At 71.2% G+C, this 15,497-nt stretch carries 16 protein-coding genes; 10 read left to right on the forward strand and 6 right to left on the reverse strand.

The features are described 5' to 3' along the window. Nucleotides 1-161 precede the first annotated feature (161 nt). The 5 genes from C5507_RS13545 to C5507_RS13565 form a co-directional block, all read right to left on the reverse strand. Nucleotides 162-1,151 carry a helix-turn-helix domain-containing protein gene (locus C5507_RS13545; RefSeq protein ID WP_104529052.1) on the reverse strand — a complete coding sequence of 330 codons (990 nt, stop codon included), beginning with the start codon at nucleotides 1,149-1,151 and terminating at the stop codon, nucleotides 162-164. A 79-nt stretch (nucleotides 1,152-1,230) separates the two neighbouring features. Beyond that, nucleotides 1,231-1,920, reverse strand: coding sequence for an SDR family NAD(P)-dependent oxidoreductase (locus tag C5507_RS13550; protein WP_207225731.1), 690 nt, complete (start codon nucleotides 1,918-1,920; stop codon nucleotides 1,231-1,233). Between the two features lie 32 nt (nucleotides 1,921-1,952). Then, nucleotides 1,953-3,068 carry an alcohol dehydrogenase catalytic domain-containing protein gene (locus C5507_RS13555; RefSeq protein ID WP_207225732.1) on the reverse strand — a complete coding sequence of 372 codons (1,116 nt, stop codon included), beginning with the start codon at nucleotides 3,066-3,068 and terminating at the stop codon, nucleotides 1,953-1,955. Then, nucleotides 3,065-4,285: an MFS transporter gene (locus C5507_RS13560; RefSeq protein ID WP_207225733.1), complete on the reverse strand. Its 1,221-nt coding sequence runs from the start codon at nucleotides 4,283-4,285 to the stop codon at nucleotides 3,065-3,067. Before C5507_RS13560 ends, C5507_RS13555 begins: the two co-directional genes overlap by 4 nt. 105 nt (nucleotides 4,286-4,390) lie before the next feature. Then, nucleotides 4,391-4,924 (reverse strand): 2,4'-dihydroxyacetophenone dioxygenase family protein, encoded by a 534-nt coding sequence (locus tag C5507_RS13565; RefSeq protein WP_104529055.1) that lies wholly within the window; start codon nucleotides 4,922-4,924, stop codon nucleotides 4,391-4,393. A 1,111-nt stretch (nucleotides 4,925-6,035) separates the two neighbouring features. Between C5507_RS13565 and C5507_RS13580 the strand changes: the two genes are divergently transcribed. From C5507_RS13580 to C5507_RS22345, 10 genes are all read left to right on the forward strand, one after another. Beyond that, nucleotides 6,036-6,380, forward strand: coding sequence for a YciI family protein (locus C5507_RS13580; RefSeq protein ID WP_104529056.1), 345 nt, complete (start codon nucleotides 6,036-6,038; stop codon nucleotides 6,378-6,380). A 15-nt stretch (nucleotides 6,381-6,395) separates the two neighbouring features. Next, nucleotides 6,396-7,670 carry an RNA polymerase sigma factor gene (locus C5507_RS13585; protein ID WP_104529057.1) on the forward strand — a complete coding sequence of 425 codons (1,275 nt, stop codon included), beginning with the start codon at nucleotides 6,396-6,398 and terminating at the stop codon, nucleotides 7,668-7,670. Between the two features lie 313 nt (nucleotides 7,671-7,983). Next, a complete protein-coding gene (locus C5507_RS23520) occupies nucleotides 7,984-8,139 on the forward strand; it encodes a Zn-dependent oxidoreductase (RefSeq protein WP_104529058.1) in 156 nt (51 codons plus the stop codon). Between the two features lie 490 nt (nucleotides 8,140-8,629). Beyond that, complete coding sequence (locus C5507_RS13595; RefSeq protein ID WP_278044318.1) at nucleotides 8,630-10,159, forward strand: DUF429 domain-containing protein; 1,530 nt, start codon at nucleotides 8,630-8,632, stop codon at nucleotides 10,157-10,159. Beyond that, entirely contained in the window at nucleotides 10,156-10,368 is a 213-nt protein-coding gene (locus C5507_RS23345; protein WP_278044319.1) for a hypothetical protein, read from the forward strand. Before C5507_RS13595 ends, C5507_RS23345 begins: the two co-directional genes overlap by 4 nt. A gap of 216 nt (nucleotides 10,369-10,584) precedes the next feature. Beyond that, nucleotides 10,585-10,734 (forward strand): Zn-dependent oxidoreductase, encoded by a 150-nt coding sequence (locus tag C5507_RS13600; protein ID WP_104529059.1) that lies wholly within the window; start codon nucleotides 10,585-10,587, stop codon nucleotides 10,732-10,734. A gap of 125 nt (nucleotides 10,735-10,859) precedes the next feature. Next, nucleotides 10,860-11,663: a DUF427 domain-containing protein gene (locus tag C5507_RS13605; protein WP_104529060.1), complete on the forward strand. Its 804-nt coding sequence runs from the start codon at nucleotides 10,860-10,862 to the stop codon at nucleotides 11,661-11,663. Between the two features lie 173 nt (nucleotides 11,664-11,836). Further along, nucleotides 11,837-12,247, forward strand: coding sequence for a hypothetical protein (locus C5507_RS13610; RefSeq protein WP_242611059.1), 411 nt, complete (start codon nucleotides 11,837-11,839; stop codon nucleotides 12,245-12,247). Nucleotides 12,248-12,322: 75 nt separating this feature from the next. Further along, entirely contained in the window at nucleotides 12,323-12,541 is a 219-nt protein-coding gene (locus C5507_RS13615; protein ID WP_104529062.1) for a hypothetical protein, read from the forward strand. 188 nt (nucleotides 12,542-12,729) lie between these two features. Next, complete coding sequence (locus C5507_RS22345; protein ID WP_158657603.1) at nucleotides 12,730-13,236, forward strand: hypothetical protein; 507 nt, start codon at nucleotides 12,730-12,732, stop codon at nucleotides 13,234-13,236. Here the strand turns inward: C5507_RS22345 and C5507_RS13625 are convergent. Further along, on the reverse strand, nucleotides 13,217-15,277 hold the full coding sequence (locus C5507_RS13625; protein WP_242611060.1) for a SpoIIE family protein phosphatase: 2,061 nt from the start codon (nucleotides 15,275-15,277) through the stop codon (nucleotides 13,217-13,219). The genes C5507_RS22345 and C5507_RS13625 overlap by 20 nt on opposite strands. Nucleotides 15,278-15,497 lie beyond the last annotated feature (220 nt).

Genomic DNA, 15,497 nt, shown 5'->3' on the forward strand with positions numbered 1-15,497 from the left:
GCACGGGTAGTTCCTCCGCCGGTGGGCGCGGCCTGTAGGCGGTGGCATTGCAGCCGCTCGCATCGAGGCTTCCCGATCCCCTCGGACGGATTCTTCCGACCTGAGTACGAGAGCCCGACCCGCGGACGCTCCCGAGCGATCCCCGTACTGGGGCGGGGCGTTCAGAGGACGCCCGAAGCGCGCACCTCCGACGGCGTGCAGCCGAACCTCGCCCTGAAGGATCTGGTGAAGTGCGCCTGCGACGCGAAGCCCCACCGCGTGGCTATGTCTGCGATCCGGTAAGCACGCATGGACCGTGCGGTGAGGTCCACACGTGCCGCATCCAACCGACGCCCTTGGATGTACTGGGCGACGGTGGTCCCCTCAGCAGCGAAGGTGCGGTTCAGGTGTCGTGCGGTGACACCGAGGGCGTCCGCGACCCGGTCCGTGCAGAGGTCGGCATCCCCCAGGCGCGCGGCGATAAACTCTTTCGCGGCGAGCAACCGACCAGTGCTGGTCGGCGTCCCCCGGCCCGTCGTCATGACCTCCAACAGGTCCAGCAGGTGATCGCCCGCCGAGACCGGCGCCACCACCGGGTCCTCGACGAGCCCGAGCAGCATCTGACTCAGCGCACGGGCCGTGAGCCCCGCCGTTCCGACGCCGTCGCCGGCGACCTTGAGCGGCCCCTCGAGCGCAGGTGCACAACGCTCGAAGAAGAGCCGACGCGGCACGTCGACCAGGACCTGGCGCATCGCGGTACTGAATCCGAAGAGGTAGGGCGCGTCGGTCTCGTACACGATCACGTCGCCAGCATCGAGTCTGAGACAGCCGTTGCCGTGGTAGAAGAAGGCTTCTCCCTCGAGCAGCAAGGTCGCGAACACGGCGTCCTTCGGCTGCGACCGGACGAGCTGGGGCCCGCGCTCGATGACATGAGGATTACCGGCGATGTCGGCTACCCGGAAACCGCCGAGGTCGAGATTCAGCTGCTTGGCGATCAGTCCCTCCGCCGCATACGAGGAGCACGTCAGCCCGACCAGGGCCTCGGCGTTGTAGTGCTCCCAGAACGCCAGGCGATCCGCAGGTTCGACGCCGACCGTCGTCACGGAGGAGACGATGGATGCAGTAGGCATCAACGACTCCTCGGGTGCGTGGTGGCAGGCTCGCTCGTCCATCGATGCCGGATGGTGGCGTGACGAACGACACAGACGTCGGGCCGGTACATTACCGCAGCTGATCCGTCCGGCAGATCGCTCACACGGTGAGGTAACCGCCGTCGACCGGCAGCACCGCGCCGGTGACGTACGCGGCAGCCGGGGAGGCCAGGAAGACGTAGGCGTCCGCCACGTCGGCAGGCGTTCCCCACCTTCGCATCGGCATCCGATCGAGCACCGCGGAGCTGGCCTCGGGGTCCGCCTGCAGCCCCTTGGACAGCGGGGTATCGATCCATCCGGGCGCGATCGCGTTGACCCGGATGCCGTCCTTCGCGTATTCAGCGGCCAGCGAACGGGTGAGCTGGGTCACCCCGCCCTTGCTGGCGCTGTAGGCGGGCCGGTCAGCCGCACCGAAGTAGCTGTACATCGACGCGGTGGTCACGATGCTGCCGCCACGCCGGGCCAGCAGCGGCCGCGCCGCCTCGGCGGCGCGCATGGTGGCGACGAGATTGACCGCCAGCACCTGCGCGAAGACATCGAGGTCGTACTCCGCCCGGTCGCGGCTGATCCCGGCGCAGCACACCAGCACGTCCAGTGCCGCCATGCCGGACATCAGCGCGGCCATGGCGCCGGCGTCCGTCGCGTCGAGTTCGACGTTCCGGACCCGGGGATGCTTCGGCGCCCAGGGGCCCTCGGAGTCCAGTCCCGTGGCCAGTACGTCCGCGCCCAAGTCGGCGAAGCGCGTGGCCGCGCCGGCACCGATCCCGGACGTGCCGCCCGTCACCAGCACGGTCTGGCCGTCGAACAGAGCAGGCGTCCAACTCACGATCTGCTTCCTCCACATCGGATCAGCGTCTTGATCCCGTCGCCGGGGTCAGTCGCCATCTGGACCAGGGCGTCGGGCGCGTCCACCAGTTCCACCACGTCGGTGATCAGCGCCGCCAGGTCGAGACGACCCTCCGCGCACATGGCGATGAGCTCGTCGTGGCAGTCGCGGTAGCCGACGCTGGTCGTCAGCCGCTGCTCGGCATTGAGCATCCGGAAGGCCGGGATCCGCAGCTCATGCACGAGCCCGAGGAGGAGCAGTTCTCCGCCGGCCCGCACGCCCGCGAGAGCCGCATCGACCGTGTGCTGGGCTCCGACGACCTCGAAAGCGACGTGGACCCCGTCGCCGCCCGTCGCATCCCGCACTGCACCGGCCACGTCGTCATCCGGGGCGAGGACGACGTCGGCGCCGAGGCGGGCGGCGAGCGCGCGGCGGGAGGGACGGGGATCGACTCCGATCACGACCCCGGCTCCCTTGTCACGAAGGAGCGCACAGACGAGCAGCCCGACCGCCCCCAACCCGACGACCAGAACCTGCTGCCCCGGAACGAACGTGGACCGGCGAATGCCGTGGAGGGCTACGGCAGCCGGTTCCAGTACCGCCGCTGCAGCCAGGTCGAAGCCGTCGGGCAGGGGCTTCACCATGTACTCCGGCACGAGGGCGTGATCCGCCATCCCGCCATCGCCCATGAGGCCAGCGAAACCGAACCCGGTGCACACCTCGTAGCGCCCCTCCCGGCAGGCGGTGCACGCTCCGCAGCGGTAGTTCGGCTCGACGGCCACGGGAGTTCCGGGTGGCAGCGCTGTCACGCCGGGGCCGGACGACACCACCGTGCCGGAGAACTCGTGGCCCAGGGTGATCGGTGCAACCGCCCCCGACAACGGATGGGGGACGTCCACCGGGATGGCGTGCGGTCCGTCGGCGATTTCGTGCAGGTCACTGCCGCAGACCCCGCAGAATGCGACGGCCACCAGGACCTCGCCGGGGCCGGGCAGCGGAATCTGCACCGTCTCCAGTCCCAGATCGCGGGCCGCACGCCAACGGACCGCGCGCGTCGGCAGTGGTGCGGGGGCACCGGCCTGCGCCGGTGCCCCCGCGACATCTGCGGTCACTGGGCCTCAGCTCGCTGCGTGCGCCGGGCGACGCGGATCGGTGCCGTCTCCTTCAGCGCGAAGCTGAGGAGGACGACCACCGCGGCGGCGCCGGACGAGATCAGCATCGAGGCGTTCAGGTTGAACGCGTCTGACAGGAGACCGGCGAGATACGGGGCAACGAAGCCGCCGACGATCTCCCCGGTGCCCATGATGAGGCCAAGAGCCGTGGCCATCACCGCTCGCGGAACCGTCTCGGCCGGGATCGTCGCCATGAAGAGCGTGAAGCAACCCAGGCCCGTGTAGGTGACGATCAGCGTCACGAAGAGCAACCCGGGGCTGTCGATCCCGATGATCGCGAGCGGGGACAGGGCGGCGAGAACGCTGAACCCGATCATGGCGGGCTTGCGACCCACCCGGTCGGAGATGCCCGGCACCAGGGCTCCCCACAGCACCCAGGCGATTCCGATGCCGCTGAGCACGAAGCCGAGCTGGCCGGCGCCGAAGCCCTTCATCTCGGCCAGGTACAGCGGCGTGAACGTCTGCGTGGTGACGAACCAGGTCAGGTAGAACACCGAAATCAGCAGGCAGATCACGACGTTCCGGCTGCGGAGGGCTGCACCGAGGCCGCCCGTGCTGGGCACATCCGGCACATCGGCATCCATCGCCACGGTCGCGGGGTGCCGCAGGCGCAGGTCGCGGACGAGCTTCAGCACCAGCAGGGCAAGTACCAAGCCGGGGATGACGGTGGCGTAGAACGCGAAGCGCCAGCCATAGGACTCCGCCAGCCACACCGTGACGATGGGGCCGACGATGCCGCCCAGCAGGCCGGCCGAGGAACCCTGAACCAGCCCCATGTTCAACCCGCGCCGACGGGGGGTCGACGAGTGCATCATCATCGGCTGGATCAGCGGGAGGACTGCTCCCTCCGCGCCGCCCATCAGCGCACGGAACAGCAGCAGGCTGGCCAGCCCGCCGACCAGACCGGACAGCGCCGAGAACAGCGTGAACGCGCAGATGGCCGCGATCAGGAGCGACTTGCGACGGTCGATCCGGTCGGACAGGAAGCCGACGGAGATGCCCGCCACGGCCCACGCCAATGCCGGGATGCCGCCGAGCAGGCCCACGTCGGCGTTGCTCAGGTTCAGCTCGTCCTTGAAGAACGGAGTGAGGTAGTTCAGTGCCAGCCGGTCGAAGAAGACGAACCCGAACGTGCTGAAGAGAACCGCGAGCAGCACGTTCTCGTACCGCCCGCCGCGTGGAGGCGGGACGTAGTCGGCGCTCTGCTCATCTCGAGCAGGAATGGTCGTAGCCATGCCGTGTCCTCGGTGACTTCAGCCGGCTCAGCGGATCAGGGTGTCGACGTAGTCAGCGCCGATCCCGACCCGGTCGTAGTGCTCCCGGCAGAGGGCCAGGTAGTCGTGGACATCGAAGTGGCCGGCGCTGTTGCCGTCCTCGTCCAGCCAGATCAGAGGCCCCTTCACCACGAAGAAGCAGCGCATCGGCTCCTCGGACTCGTAGGCCACCAACGTGTGGCCCTCGCCAGGCGTCTCGAAGACGAACGAACCCGGGGTGGCCGTCCAGGGCTGCTCGAGGTAGCCCCACTTGCCACTGATCGTGTACGCGAAGACCTCGTGCGGGTGGTAGTGCCGGTTGACCAGCCCCGCCGACTTCGCCCACAGGACGTCGGCCCACCGGTTGTCCCGGGGCGAGATCCAGAGCGGCCGGGAGCCGACGGTCTCGCTCAGCGGGACGTAGTACCGCTCGTCCTCGATGGGTGCGAACTGGTGGAAGACCTCCGGCTGAGCGTCGGGCTTCAGGGCATTGGCGATCGGCTTAAGATCGCGCCAGAACTCGCTGCGGGGGGCCTCGGGCATGGTGGTTCCTCCTATGAGCTGCGGTCTGCGTCACACGATGTGGACGCGAGACGCAGTCAAGGTGACCCGGGGCACCGGCGTCTTCCACACACCGGACACGTGCTTTGCCTGATCAGGACATCACCGGCCGCGTCCACCGGACCTGGCACCGCCCACGGTGGGACGCGACGGAGAACTCGCCGTCCGGGCGCCGGACGGCCACAGCCCCGCGGCGGCCGGATGCCCGTCGTCGAGCCGGCCGTCGCGATGTCGATGGAGTTGCACAGCGACGTCTTCGCTTCCGCGTTCGCCGCTGATGATCGTCGTTCACCGGCCTTCGCCGTGCCCAGGCCCACCGGGCCGCCCAGCTCGCCGAACGGCCAGGAGCATCGCGACGGTGAGCCGTGCGGCACGGCGCAGGGTGACCACGAGCGCGGTTTCGACGGTGCACGGGCCGGGTCGCCCGCCGCCGTGTGGGAGGGACCGGGTCCGCGGCAAGCCGCTGCACCGCGAACTCCAGGGCTACTGGTCCGCACGGAGAGGCCAGCACCGCGTGATCCAGTCCATCGACGAGGACGAGGTCCTGCTCAGAGGGTGGGCATCTCGCACCAGCCGACGTCTACGGCCGACCGGGCGGTTCCTGCTGGGCAGGCCCGTCCAGCAGCACGGCGTCCTCACTCGAGCTCACATGGCCGAGGAGGGCAGAACGCAGGGACGAGGCGTGGTCCAAGGGCTCTCGGCTCTCGTGGCTCACGCTCGAGTCGGACCGTGAAGCCCGACGTGAGTCCACGCCTGCTGCGCAGCACCTGGCCTCCAGCTCATGCGAGCTGTGCAGATCACCCGCTTCGGCGGCCCAGACGTCCCTGACGTCGTCGACCTTCCCGACCGTCCCGGGCGACGGCCAGCAGGTGTACGAGGTGAGCGCGGCAGGAGTCAACTACGCCGACACCCACCACTCCCTGTCCTGAGACCTACGTCGGTCCGGACGACGCCGCTGGACGCCGCCGCCCTCGACGGGTTGCTGACCGCGGTGCCCGCGCCAGAACTCCTCCCGCCGATGTCGATCCGGGTGTGCCATGCGTGTCGGAGTGGTGTGGGCCCGAGCACCGGGCCCCTGATGGAGGGAAGGCCGATGGCCCAGTACATGATCCTCATCTACGAGGACGAGGCGCAGTACGCGACCGCGACGCCCGAGGTGTTGGGCGAGGTCATGCAGGCGCACACCGACTTCGCCGCACAGGTGGAGGAGCGCGGCGCCAAGCTCCTCGGCGGCGAGGCGCTGCAGCCGACTGGCACCGCGACGAGCCTCCGCGGCGGGTCCGAGGTGACCGACGGACCCTTCGTCGAGACCAAGGAGGCGCTCGGTGGCTACTACCTCGTGGAGGCTCCTGACCTCGACGCGGCACTCGCGGTGGCCCGCATGACCCCGGCTCGCTTCGGCGGGGTGGAGGTCCGCCCGGTCATAACCTTCGACTGAGCAGGCCGGGACCGGATGAGCGAGGAAGCGTCGTCGGTCGCCGCCGCCGTCGCCGACGCGCACCGTCGCGAGTGGGCCCTGGTGCTCGCCGCGACGGTGCGCGTCACCCGCGACCTCGACGTCGCGGAGGAGTGCGCCCAGGACGCCTTCGCCGCCGCACTCACCGACTGGCGGACCTCCGGCGTCCCGGCTCGTCCCGGTGCCTGGTTGACGACGACGGCGAAGCGGCGGGCCCTCAACGTCCTCCGGCACCGGGGCGTGGAGCGCCGCGCGCTGCCCCTGCTGGTCGAGGAACCCACCGTGCCCGGGCCGGCGGAGCTGCTCGACGAGCGCCTCGAGGATGTCCCGCTGCCGGACCACCGGCTCAGGCTGATCGCCACGTGCTGCCATCCCGCGCTGGGCCAGGCAGCCCAGGTGGCCCTCACCCTGCGCCTGGTGTGCGGCCTGTCGACGGCCGAGGTGGCCCGTGCCTTCCTCGTTCCCGAGGCGACGATGGCGGCGCGGTTGACCCGCGCCAAGAAGAAGATCGCCGCGGCCCGTATCCCGTACCGGGTGCCCCCGGCGGCGGAGCTGCCCGAGCGGGTGGACGCCGTCCTCGCCGTCGTGCACCTGCTGTTCACCACCGGCCACACGACGCCCACCGGCGGGGAGCTGGTGCGCCGGGACCTCGTCGAGCGATCGCTGGACCTGTGCCGCATGCTGCGCCAGCTGCTGCCCGAGGACCCCGGCGTGACAGGTCTCCTGGCGCTGTTGCTGCTCACCGACGCCCGTCGGGATACACGTACCGGCTCCGATGGCCGGCTCCTGCTGCTCGACGAGCAGGACCGCTCCCGCTGGGACCACCGGGCCATCGTGGAGGGCGCGGCGCTGGTGCGCGAGGCTCTGCGCCACCGGCCACCCTCCCGCTACGCCCTGCAGGCGGCCATCGCCGCAGTCCACGCGGAGTCGCCGACGTGGACCGACACCGACTGGCACGAGATCCTGGCGCTCTACGGCGTCCTGGGTTCAGTCTGGCCGTCGCCGGTGGTCGCGCTCAACCGCGCGGTGGCCGTGGGCTTCGCCGAGGGGGCCCAGGCGGGTCTCGCCGCGCTGGATGCGCTGGCCGACGAGCGGCAGCTGGCCGGCTACGGGTACTTCGCAGCAGCTAGGGCGGACTTCCTCCGCCGGCTGGGCCGCGTGGCGGAAGCCCGTTCGGCGTACGAGGAAGCGCTGGAGTTGACCGGCAACACCGTCGAGCGGACCTTCCTCGCCGCCCGCCTGAACGGCCTCGGGGCGGGCCGCGACGGCTGACGTCCTGACCGGACGTTGGTCGAGGGCGTGTGGTGACGGGCTGAGTGATCATGTGCACGCACACGTCTTCCCGACTCCCCCGTTGCCCGCACCGGTGCCGATCGTCGCACTGTGCGACGCGGCTCGGGCCTGGCGACCGCCCTGCGCCTTCCGCCCAGCCCGCGTAGTCCTGAACGTCTCCGTCAAGACCGGGTCCAGCCAAGGGTGGAACGCGCTCCCCCCGCGTCGAGGGCGACCGACCGGGGCTCCAACGACGTCTGACGGTCAGGCAAACGGGCCGGGCACGCAGCCGCCGAGCCCCTGATCTCCCCCTGTGCGCGCCGTACAGATCACCCGCTTCGGCGGCCCAGAAGTCCTCGACGTCGTCGACGTCCCCGAGCCGGAGGCCGGCCCGGGCCAGAAGCTCTACGACGTCTCCACCGCCGGCATCAACTTCGCCGACACCCACCACCGGCCGTCTCGCAACTGACCTGGACCACCCGCATGCTCGATGCAGCCCGCGCGCATCCGCCATCGGCGGGCGTGACCCCTGCCGCTTCCCGAGACATGATCCGGCGCCACGGGGCATCGGGCGGCGACCGCATGGCCCGCTGTCCCGAGCACCCGGGGCCGGCACGGGGGCAGGTGCGCATCCGCGTCGCTGCGACGACGTGCAGGTCGGCGATGCGGTCATCGGCTCCCTCGCGACCATCGGCCTGATCACGGCCCGCAGTCGCTCGTCGACCAAGCAGGTGACGTCCCCCGGGCAGGCGTCCGGCGGGAGCCACGCCTGCAGCGAGTTGGTGTCGTGCCGGTTCCGCGCAGCTGGTCCGTGTCCTCGCGTTCGTCCACGCGGAGAACAGTTCGGCCAGTGGAACGGCGCTCATCCGAGCGACCTCGGGCAGACCGTCACACGCACACGCCAGGCGGATCCCGCGGGACCAGCGCCGACGAGTTGTGGGGCAGGGCAGGCTGACCCCGTGCAGCACATCGGGATCGACCTCGCCTGGGGCCACAAGCAACCTACCGGCCTCGCCGTGCTGGACGACGCCGGCCGGCTCGTGCACGTCAGCGCGGTGCGCACCGACGAGGAGATCGAGACCGCGCTGGCCCCGTTCACCGCCGGCCCGTGCATCGTGGCGATCGACGCTCCGCTGGTGGTCACCAACGCCACCGGCAACCGGGCCGCTGAGCGGGCGCTCAACGCCGACTTCGCGAGGTTTCAGGCCGGGGCGCACCCGACGAACACCGGCAAACCCGAGTTCACCGATGGTGACACCCGCGGCGGGCGGATCGGTCGGCGCCTGCGGCTGGACCTCGACCCCCGCTCGGGCCGCGACCGCCGGGCGATCGAGGTCTACCCGCACGCGGCGACGGTGGCGCTGTTCCGGCTGGGCCGCACGCTGAAGTACAAGAACAAGCCGGGCCGCGTGCTCGAGCAGATGCGTGCGGAGCTGCTGCTGCTCGTCGACCTGCTGGGCGCGGTGGTCGAACTCGACCTCGGTGCACCGTTCGCCGCGCTGCGCCAGCAGGTGCAGGCCGCCACCCGCAAGAGCGAGCTGCGGGTGGCGGAGGACCGGGTCGACGCCGTGGTGTGCGCCTACGTGGGATGGATCGCCGTTCGGCGCCCGGACGAGGTGACCACCTACGGCGACGCGGCCGGCGGCGCCATCGTGACCCCGACCCTGCCGCCGGACCTGCGGCCCGGCCCCCGGGTCCCGGCCCCCGCGGCCGACCCGGTGCAGCAGGCCATCCAGGCGTACGCCGACGGCCGGCCCGAGACCCTGGTCGCCGGGGCCCAGGCGCTCGCGCTCGTCACCGGGGTGCTCGACGACGCCGGGATCAACTACCTGTCGGTGACCGGGCGGACCAAGACCATCGCCTCGTTCGCGGAGAAGGCGGCCCGCACGGTCGACGGCGTCCCCGCCTATCCGGACCCGGCGCGGGACATCACCGACCAGATCGGCGTGCGGGTGATCACCTACGTGCAGAGCGACGTGGAGGCGGTCGCCGAGCTGTTGGCCGCGCAGGTGCGGGTGATCGACGACCGCGACATGGGTCGGCGGACCGCGCAGCAGGGCCGGTTCGGTTACTCCAGCCGGCACCTGCTGATCGGCGTGGACCCGGGCCGGGCGGCCGAACTGCCGGAGCTGGTCGGGCGCGTGGTGCAGGTGCAGGTGCGCACGGTGCTGCAGCACGCCTGGGCCGAGTTCGAGCACGACATCCGCTACAAGGGCACGGTGCCGGACGAGCACGGCTCCGAGTTCGCCCGCCGATTCACGCTGGCCGCCGGGCTGCTGGAGCTGGCCGACCAGCAGTTCACCGCGATCCGCGAGCGCCTCCGGGCACCGGTTCGCGCGCCGACGAGGCCGACGACACCAACCCCGACGACCCTCGGATCGCGCCCCGGGAGCTGGCTGCGTTCCTGGCCGGGCAGTACGCCGACGCCGGCTGGTCGCGGCCGGACCACTACACCTGGATCTCCGGCCTGCTGCTGGAGCTGGGCGTGACCAGCCTGGTGGAGCTGGGCGAGGTGCTGCGCGGCGCCGACGACAGCGGCATCACCGCCCGGATGGACTACCGCTATCCCCCGGGTGCCGTGCGCCGGTTGGACGACACGCTGCTGGCCGGCTTCGGGCAGCGGTACGTGGACCTGCACGGCAACGCCGACCGGCGGACCGCGCTGACCACCCGGCTGCAGCGGCTCGCCGGCGGCTGACCCGCGGCCCGGCAGCCGCCCGCGCGCGCGATGGAGAGCCCGCCGCCACCGGTGGAGTTACGGGCGCCCCCTGTTCGCCCGCTACGTCGAGCTCGCCGACGACCACGTCCACCTCTGGGTCCGGCGGCTCACCACCACGCCGCGGCCGAGCACCCGGCGACTCGCGGGGCTGGCCGGAACGACGTTCGGGCGTGAGCAGGTCATAGCTTCACCCCCATGCGCGCAGTCCAGATCACCGAATTCGGTGGCCCCGAGGTCCTGAACGTCGTCGACGTCCCCGAGCCGGAGGCGGCGCCGGGGCGCACCCTGCACGACGTCTCCGCCGCCGGCGTCAACTACGCCGACACCGACCACGCCCTGCCCTGAGAAGTACATCGGTGGCACAGGCGATTTTCGCCACCACATGACGGATCCAGTTCCTGGACCGAAGGACATGTCTCGGGATCCGACGTCCGCCACATGAGATCGCCCGGCTCGGGTAGTGCAGCCGGATGGGCCTGACCAAGGGCAATGGACCGTTCGGCTCGCAGCCGTCGGGGGCGTTCAACTTCGCTCCTCCACCACCCGAGCAGGTGATATACCTGGAACGCTCACCCCGGCGGGTACGGGTCGTCCTCGGTGGGGAGACGGTCGCCGACAGCACCGACGTCCGCCTGCTGCACCCGCCGGGCCGGACGCCGACGTACCTGTTCCCCCGCCAGGACGTGCGCACGGATCTGTTCGAGCCCAGCGATCGCCGCAGGTCAGACCCGGCGCTGGGCGAGGGGACGTACTGGTCGGTGCAGGCCGGAGACCGCCGGGCCGTGGATGCGGCCTACTCCTTCGAGCAGCCGCCGGAGTCGGCGGCAGCGGTCGCGGCGCTGGTGGCCTTCGACTGGGACTCGATGGACGGAGTGTTCGAGGAGGACGAGGAGGTCTTCGTGCACCCCCGCGACCCCTACACGCGCATCGACGTGCTCCGAAGCTCCCGGCACGTGCTGGTGCGCATCGGCGACGTCGTGGTGGCCGACTCGACCCGGCCACGGATGCTCATCGAGTCGGGTCTGCCCGTGCGCTACTACCTACCGCGCGAGGCCGTGCGCACCGAGCTGCTCGAACCCAGTTACACCACCACCCGTTGCCCCTACAAGGGCGTCGCCCACTACTGGTCCCTCCGACTGGGCGAGCGGTACGAGAAGGACCTGGTCTGGACCTACCCCGAGCCGTTCCACGACGCCGAAGCCGTCCGGGGACTGCTCTGCTTCGTCGAGGAACGGGTCGACCTCGAGGTCAGGCACGAGGCCGGACGGGAGTAGACCGACCGCGCCCGAGGCTGCGGGAACAGCACCGGAGAGAACCCGGAGGTCCGTTCCGCCCCTTGCGGCATGGACCTTGCCCGGCCGGGTATGTCGGTTCGATGCGACTTGTGACGCTTTCAACCAAGCGGCCCTCCCTCCTGTCAGACGTCGGTCGAGGGGTGTTGGCCGGTGTGGCCGGCAGCGTCGTGATGACCGCGTTCCAGAAGTTCGTCGAGATGCCCATCTCGCAGCGTGAGGACAGCTACGGCCCGGCCGACCTGGCCCAGAAACTGCTACCCGTCCGGCCGGCCACGGATGCGTGGAGGAAGCGCCTGAACTACGCGACCCACACCGCTCTGGGAGCCATGTGGGGTGCCGCCTACGGCGTGGCCGCCCACCGGGGCCTGCGCGGTCTGCGCGGCACCGCGGCGACGTTCGGGGCCATCTACTCCCAGGACCTGGTCATGATCACCGCGCTCGGGCTCGGCAAGCCGTGGACGTGGTCGCGCAAGGAGGCCACCATCGACGTCCTGGACAAGGTCGTGCACATCGCCGCGACGTCAGCCATCTACGACCGCTTCCTCTCCCCCGCCGGCAGGTGATGGCGCGGCGCCACCGGCGCCGCCGCCCCTTCTGGAGAGCGACCTGCTCGACCACAGACCGGACGAAGGAACGGCTTGAGCGAGCACGTCGACGTCGCAGTGAAGGGTCTGGACTGGGCGAAGGCCCGCGACTGCCGGGAAGACATGGCCCGGCACCTCGACGACTCCAGCCAGGTGCGGAGCTACACCGACCAGGGGGCCCTGCCCGAGCCGGAGGCGGGGCCGGGTCGCACCCTGCACGACGTCTCGGCCGCGGGCGTCAACTTCGCGGACACCCACCACGCGCCGTCGTGACGAGTACCTGACGCAGCCGCGTTCCGGGAACGACGCGCGGCGGGCTCTTCCGGCCGGGCCCACGAGCGTCACCCGGACGTCCGACCGTCCGTCCCGGACTGCGCCCTGGGGACCACGCGACGAAGCGCGGTCGTGTGGGATGTGCCCGTGCCGTCCGACCGCCCGACAGCCGTGGGCGGGTGCCGCCGGTGAACGGTCACGACTTCGCCCGCCGTCCCGCGCGCCTGGACGCCGTCCGGGCCACCGACCTGCTGGATGCCGAGGCGGAGGCGTCGTTCGACCGGCTGACCGCGCTGGCGCGGCGGCTGACCGGGGCCCCGCTGGCCTTTCTGACGGTCGTCGACGACTGGCGGTCGTACTGGCTCAGCCGGGAGGGGCTCCCGGCAGGCAGTCCGGTGCAGAACACCGTCGAGGAGTCCTTCTCCCAGTACGTGGTGGGCGGGGACCCGCTGATCCTGCCCGACGTGACCCTCGACGACCGCACCAAGGAGAACCCCTCGATCGAGGGCATGGGCGTCCGGTCTGCACCTGATCGCCCGGCTCTCCACGCGGTTCGGCTGGGCAGTCGTCGGCGCACGCAAGCACGTCTGGGCCTGTGTGATCGCGGCGGCGTGAGGCGCCGCGGATCGGTCGGTGCCCCCCCTCCCGCGGTGACCTCGCGGGGCGCAGAGGTGACTAGTCGGGCTGGGGAGTGACCGGGGGCGAGTCGGGCACGTTCGGCGGCACGACGTTCGGCCCGGCCTGCGGTGGGCGGAGCCTGTTCTGCGGGTGCAGCTCCACAGCGACGAGCGCCACGTCGTCATCCGCGTTGTCGGGCAGCAGCCGCGAGAGCAGTTCGTCGCACAGCTCGTCCAGCTCTCGGCCGGCGAGCTCATCGAGGGTGTCCTGCAGGCGCTGGAGCCCGGCGTCGAGGTCCTGGTCGCGACGTTCGACGAGGCCGTCGGTGTAGAGGACCACGATGCTGCCGCGATCCAGGACGACCTCGTGCTCCCGGCGCCTGGTGTCCGGCCGCACGCCGAGGAGCAGGTCGGGCCGCAGCCCGGTGAGCGGATAGACGCTGCCGTCGGGGTTGATGACGAAGGGTGGCGGGTGGCCGGCGTTGGACCAGCGCAGGCGAGTGACCCCTCGTGCTCGTTCGCTGGGGGTTTGCTCCAGGCGCACGACCGCGACGGTGGCGACCGTGTGGACCATGAGCGTCCTCATCACGGTGTCAGCGCGGCTGAGGATCTCGGCGGGGCCGTGGCCGTCCTCGGCGCCGAGGGTGCGGACGATCGTCCTGACCTGCCCCATGGCAGCCGCCGCCTGGGTGTCATGCCCGACGACGTCCCCGATGACCAGCACGGTGGCGCCACCCGGCTGCAGAAAGGCGTCGTACCAGTCACCGCCGACCTGGGCGGCTTGTGCCGCCGGGACGTAGCGCACCACGACCTGGGCGTGGTCCGGCTCCGGCGGAGGCGTGAGCAGGGACCGCTGCAGCCCCTCGGCGAGGCCGCGCTGCTCCCGGTAGAGGCGGGCGTTGTCCAGCGCCAGCCCGGCCCGGCCCGCGATCTCGGCGGCGGTGGCCACGTCGTCGGCCGAGATGCCACCCCGGCCGGCTCCGCGGAACAGGCTGAGCAGCCCGGCGGTCCGTCCTCGCCCGCGCAGTGGCAGGACCGCGAAGGCCTCCGGCGCCAGCTCGCCGATCAGCTCCTGCGCCCGTCCGGCGGGGAAGAGAGCGCGGATGCGCTCGGCTGCCTGGCGCTGCAACACGATCGGCTGCCCGGAGCTCAGGGCGCGCTCGACGAAGGACCCGTCCAGGAGCGCGGGGATGCGTGTCTGGGCGTACTCGGCGACCAGGGACTGCCGTTCGGGGTCGCTGTGCCTGAAGCCGACGTCGCGCAGACTCCGACGGAAGTTGGTGTGCTGGTCGTCCTGGACGAGGGACACCAGACACCAGTCGGCCAACGCGGGTACGACCAGGTCTGCCAGGCGTGCGACGGCTTCCTCGGCGTCCAGGGTGCCGGTCAGCTCCCGGGTGACCTCGGCCAGCAGTTCGTTGCGCTGCTGCAGCTGGACGCGCTCGGTGACGTCGAGGAAGTACAGGTGCAGGCCGCCGCCGCTGGGGACGGCCCGTACCTCGACCCAGATGTTGAGCGGCTCGGGGTAGAAAGCATCGAACGCGACGGTCTCGCCCGTGGCCACGGCTCGCCGGTAGCTGGTCTCGAACTCGCTTCCCACAGTGGCCGGAAAGGCTTCCCAGAAGTTGGCCCCCACGAGGTCGGCCCGCGCACGGCTGGCGATCCGCTCGCCCTCGGCGTTGAGCAACGTGATGACCCAGTCGTGGTCCATGGCGATGAAGCCGACCGCCATGTCCTCCAGCACCCCGACGACCCGATATTGGGCCTCGCGGCTGTCAGTCACGTCCCAGGCGGCGCCGAGCACCCGCTCGGTGACACCGCTACCGTCGCACAGGGCGCGACCCCGGGCGGCTACCCACCGGAGCGACCCGTCAGGGCGTTGGATGCGGTACTCGGCCTCGTAGTCACCGCAGGTGTCGATCGCCTTCTGCAGCAACCCGGTGACCCGGTCGAGGTCGTCCGGGTGCAGGCGCGCGTTGAAGCCCTCGATCGTCCGGTCGAAGGTCGCCTCGTCCAGCCCGAACAGCTCCAGCAGCCGCTCGTCCCAGCTGAGCACACCGGTGGTCAGGTCCCAGTCGAAGGTCCCGACGCCGGCCGCCGCTCGCGCGAGGTCGAGCAACTCACCCCGCGCATCGGGGACGGACTGGCCGCCCGCCCGGCCCGAGTCGGCAGGGTCCGAGCCAGCGATCTTCCGTCGGCCGTCGCCGCCCACAGCCACTCCCCCGGTCATCGACCGGTCGTCTCTCTCGGCCCGGTGACTGACCATTCTGCCAAGCCGCGTACCCACCGTGGTTGTGCGGAGCGTCACCCGATCGGGCTTCCGGCAGCTCGTTCGCGCC

It is taken from the genome of Blastococcus saxobsidens (genome assembly GCF_002938435.1).
GTDB lineage: Bacteria > Actinomycetota > Actinomycetes > Mycobacteriales > Geodermatophilaceae > Blastococcus > Blastococcus saxobsidens.

Coding starts and splice junctions, on each gene's coding strand:
- C5507_RS13565 (WP_104529055.1), bottom strand. CDS start 4,924: ATGCCCGAGGCCCCCCGCAGCGAGTTCTGGCGCGATCTTAAGCCGATC.
- C5507_RS13600 (WP_104529059.1), top strand. CDS start 10,585: ATGCGCGCAGTCCAGATCACCGAATTCGGTGGCCCCGAGGTCCTGAAC.
- C5507_RS13580 (WP_104529056.1), top strand. CDS start 6,036: ATGGCCCAGTACATGATCCTCATCTACGAGGACGAGGCGCAGTACGCG.
- C5507_RS13585 (WP_104529057.1), top strand. CDS start 6,396: ATGAGCGAGGAAGCGTCGTCGGTCGCCGCCGCCGTCGCCGACGCGCAC.
- C5507_RS13605 (WP_104529060.1), top strand. CDS start 10,860: ATGGGCCTGACCAAGGGCAATGGACCGTTCGGCTCGCAGCCGTCGGGG.
- C5507_RS13545 (WP_104529052.1), bottom strand. CDS start 1,151: ATGGACGAGCGAGCCTGCCACCACGCACCCGAGGAGTCGTTGATGCCT.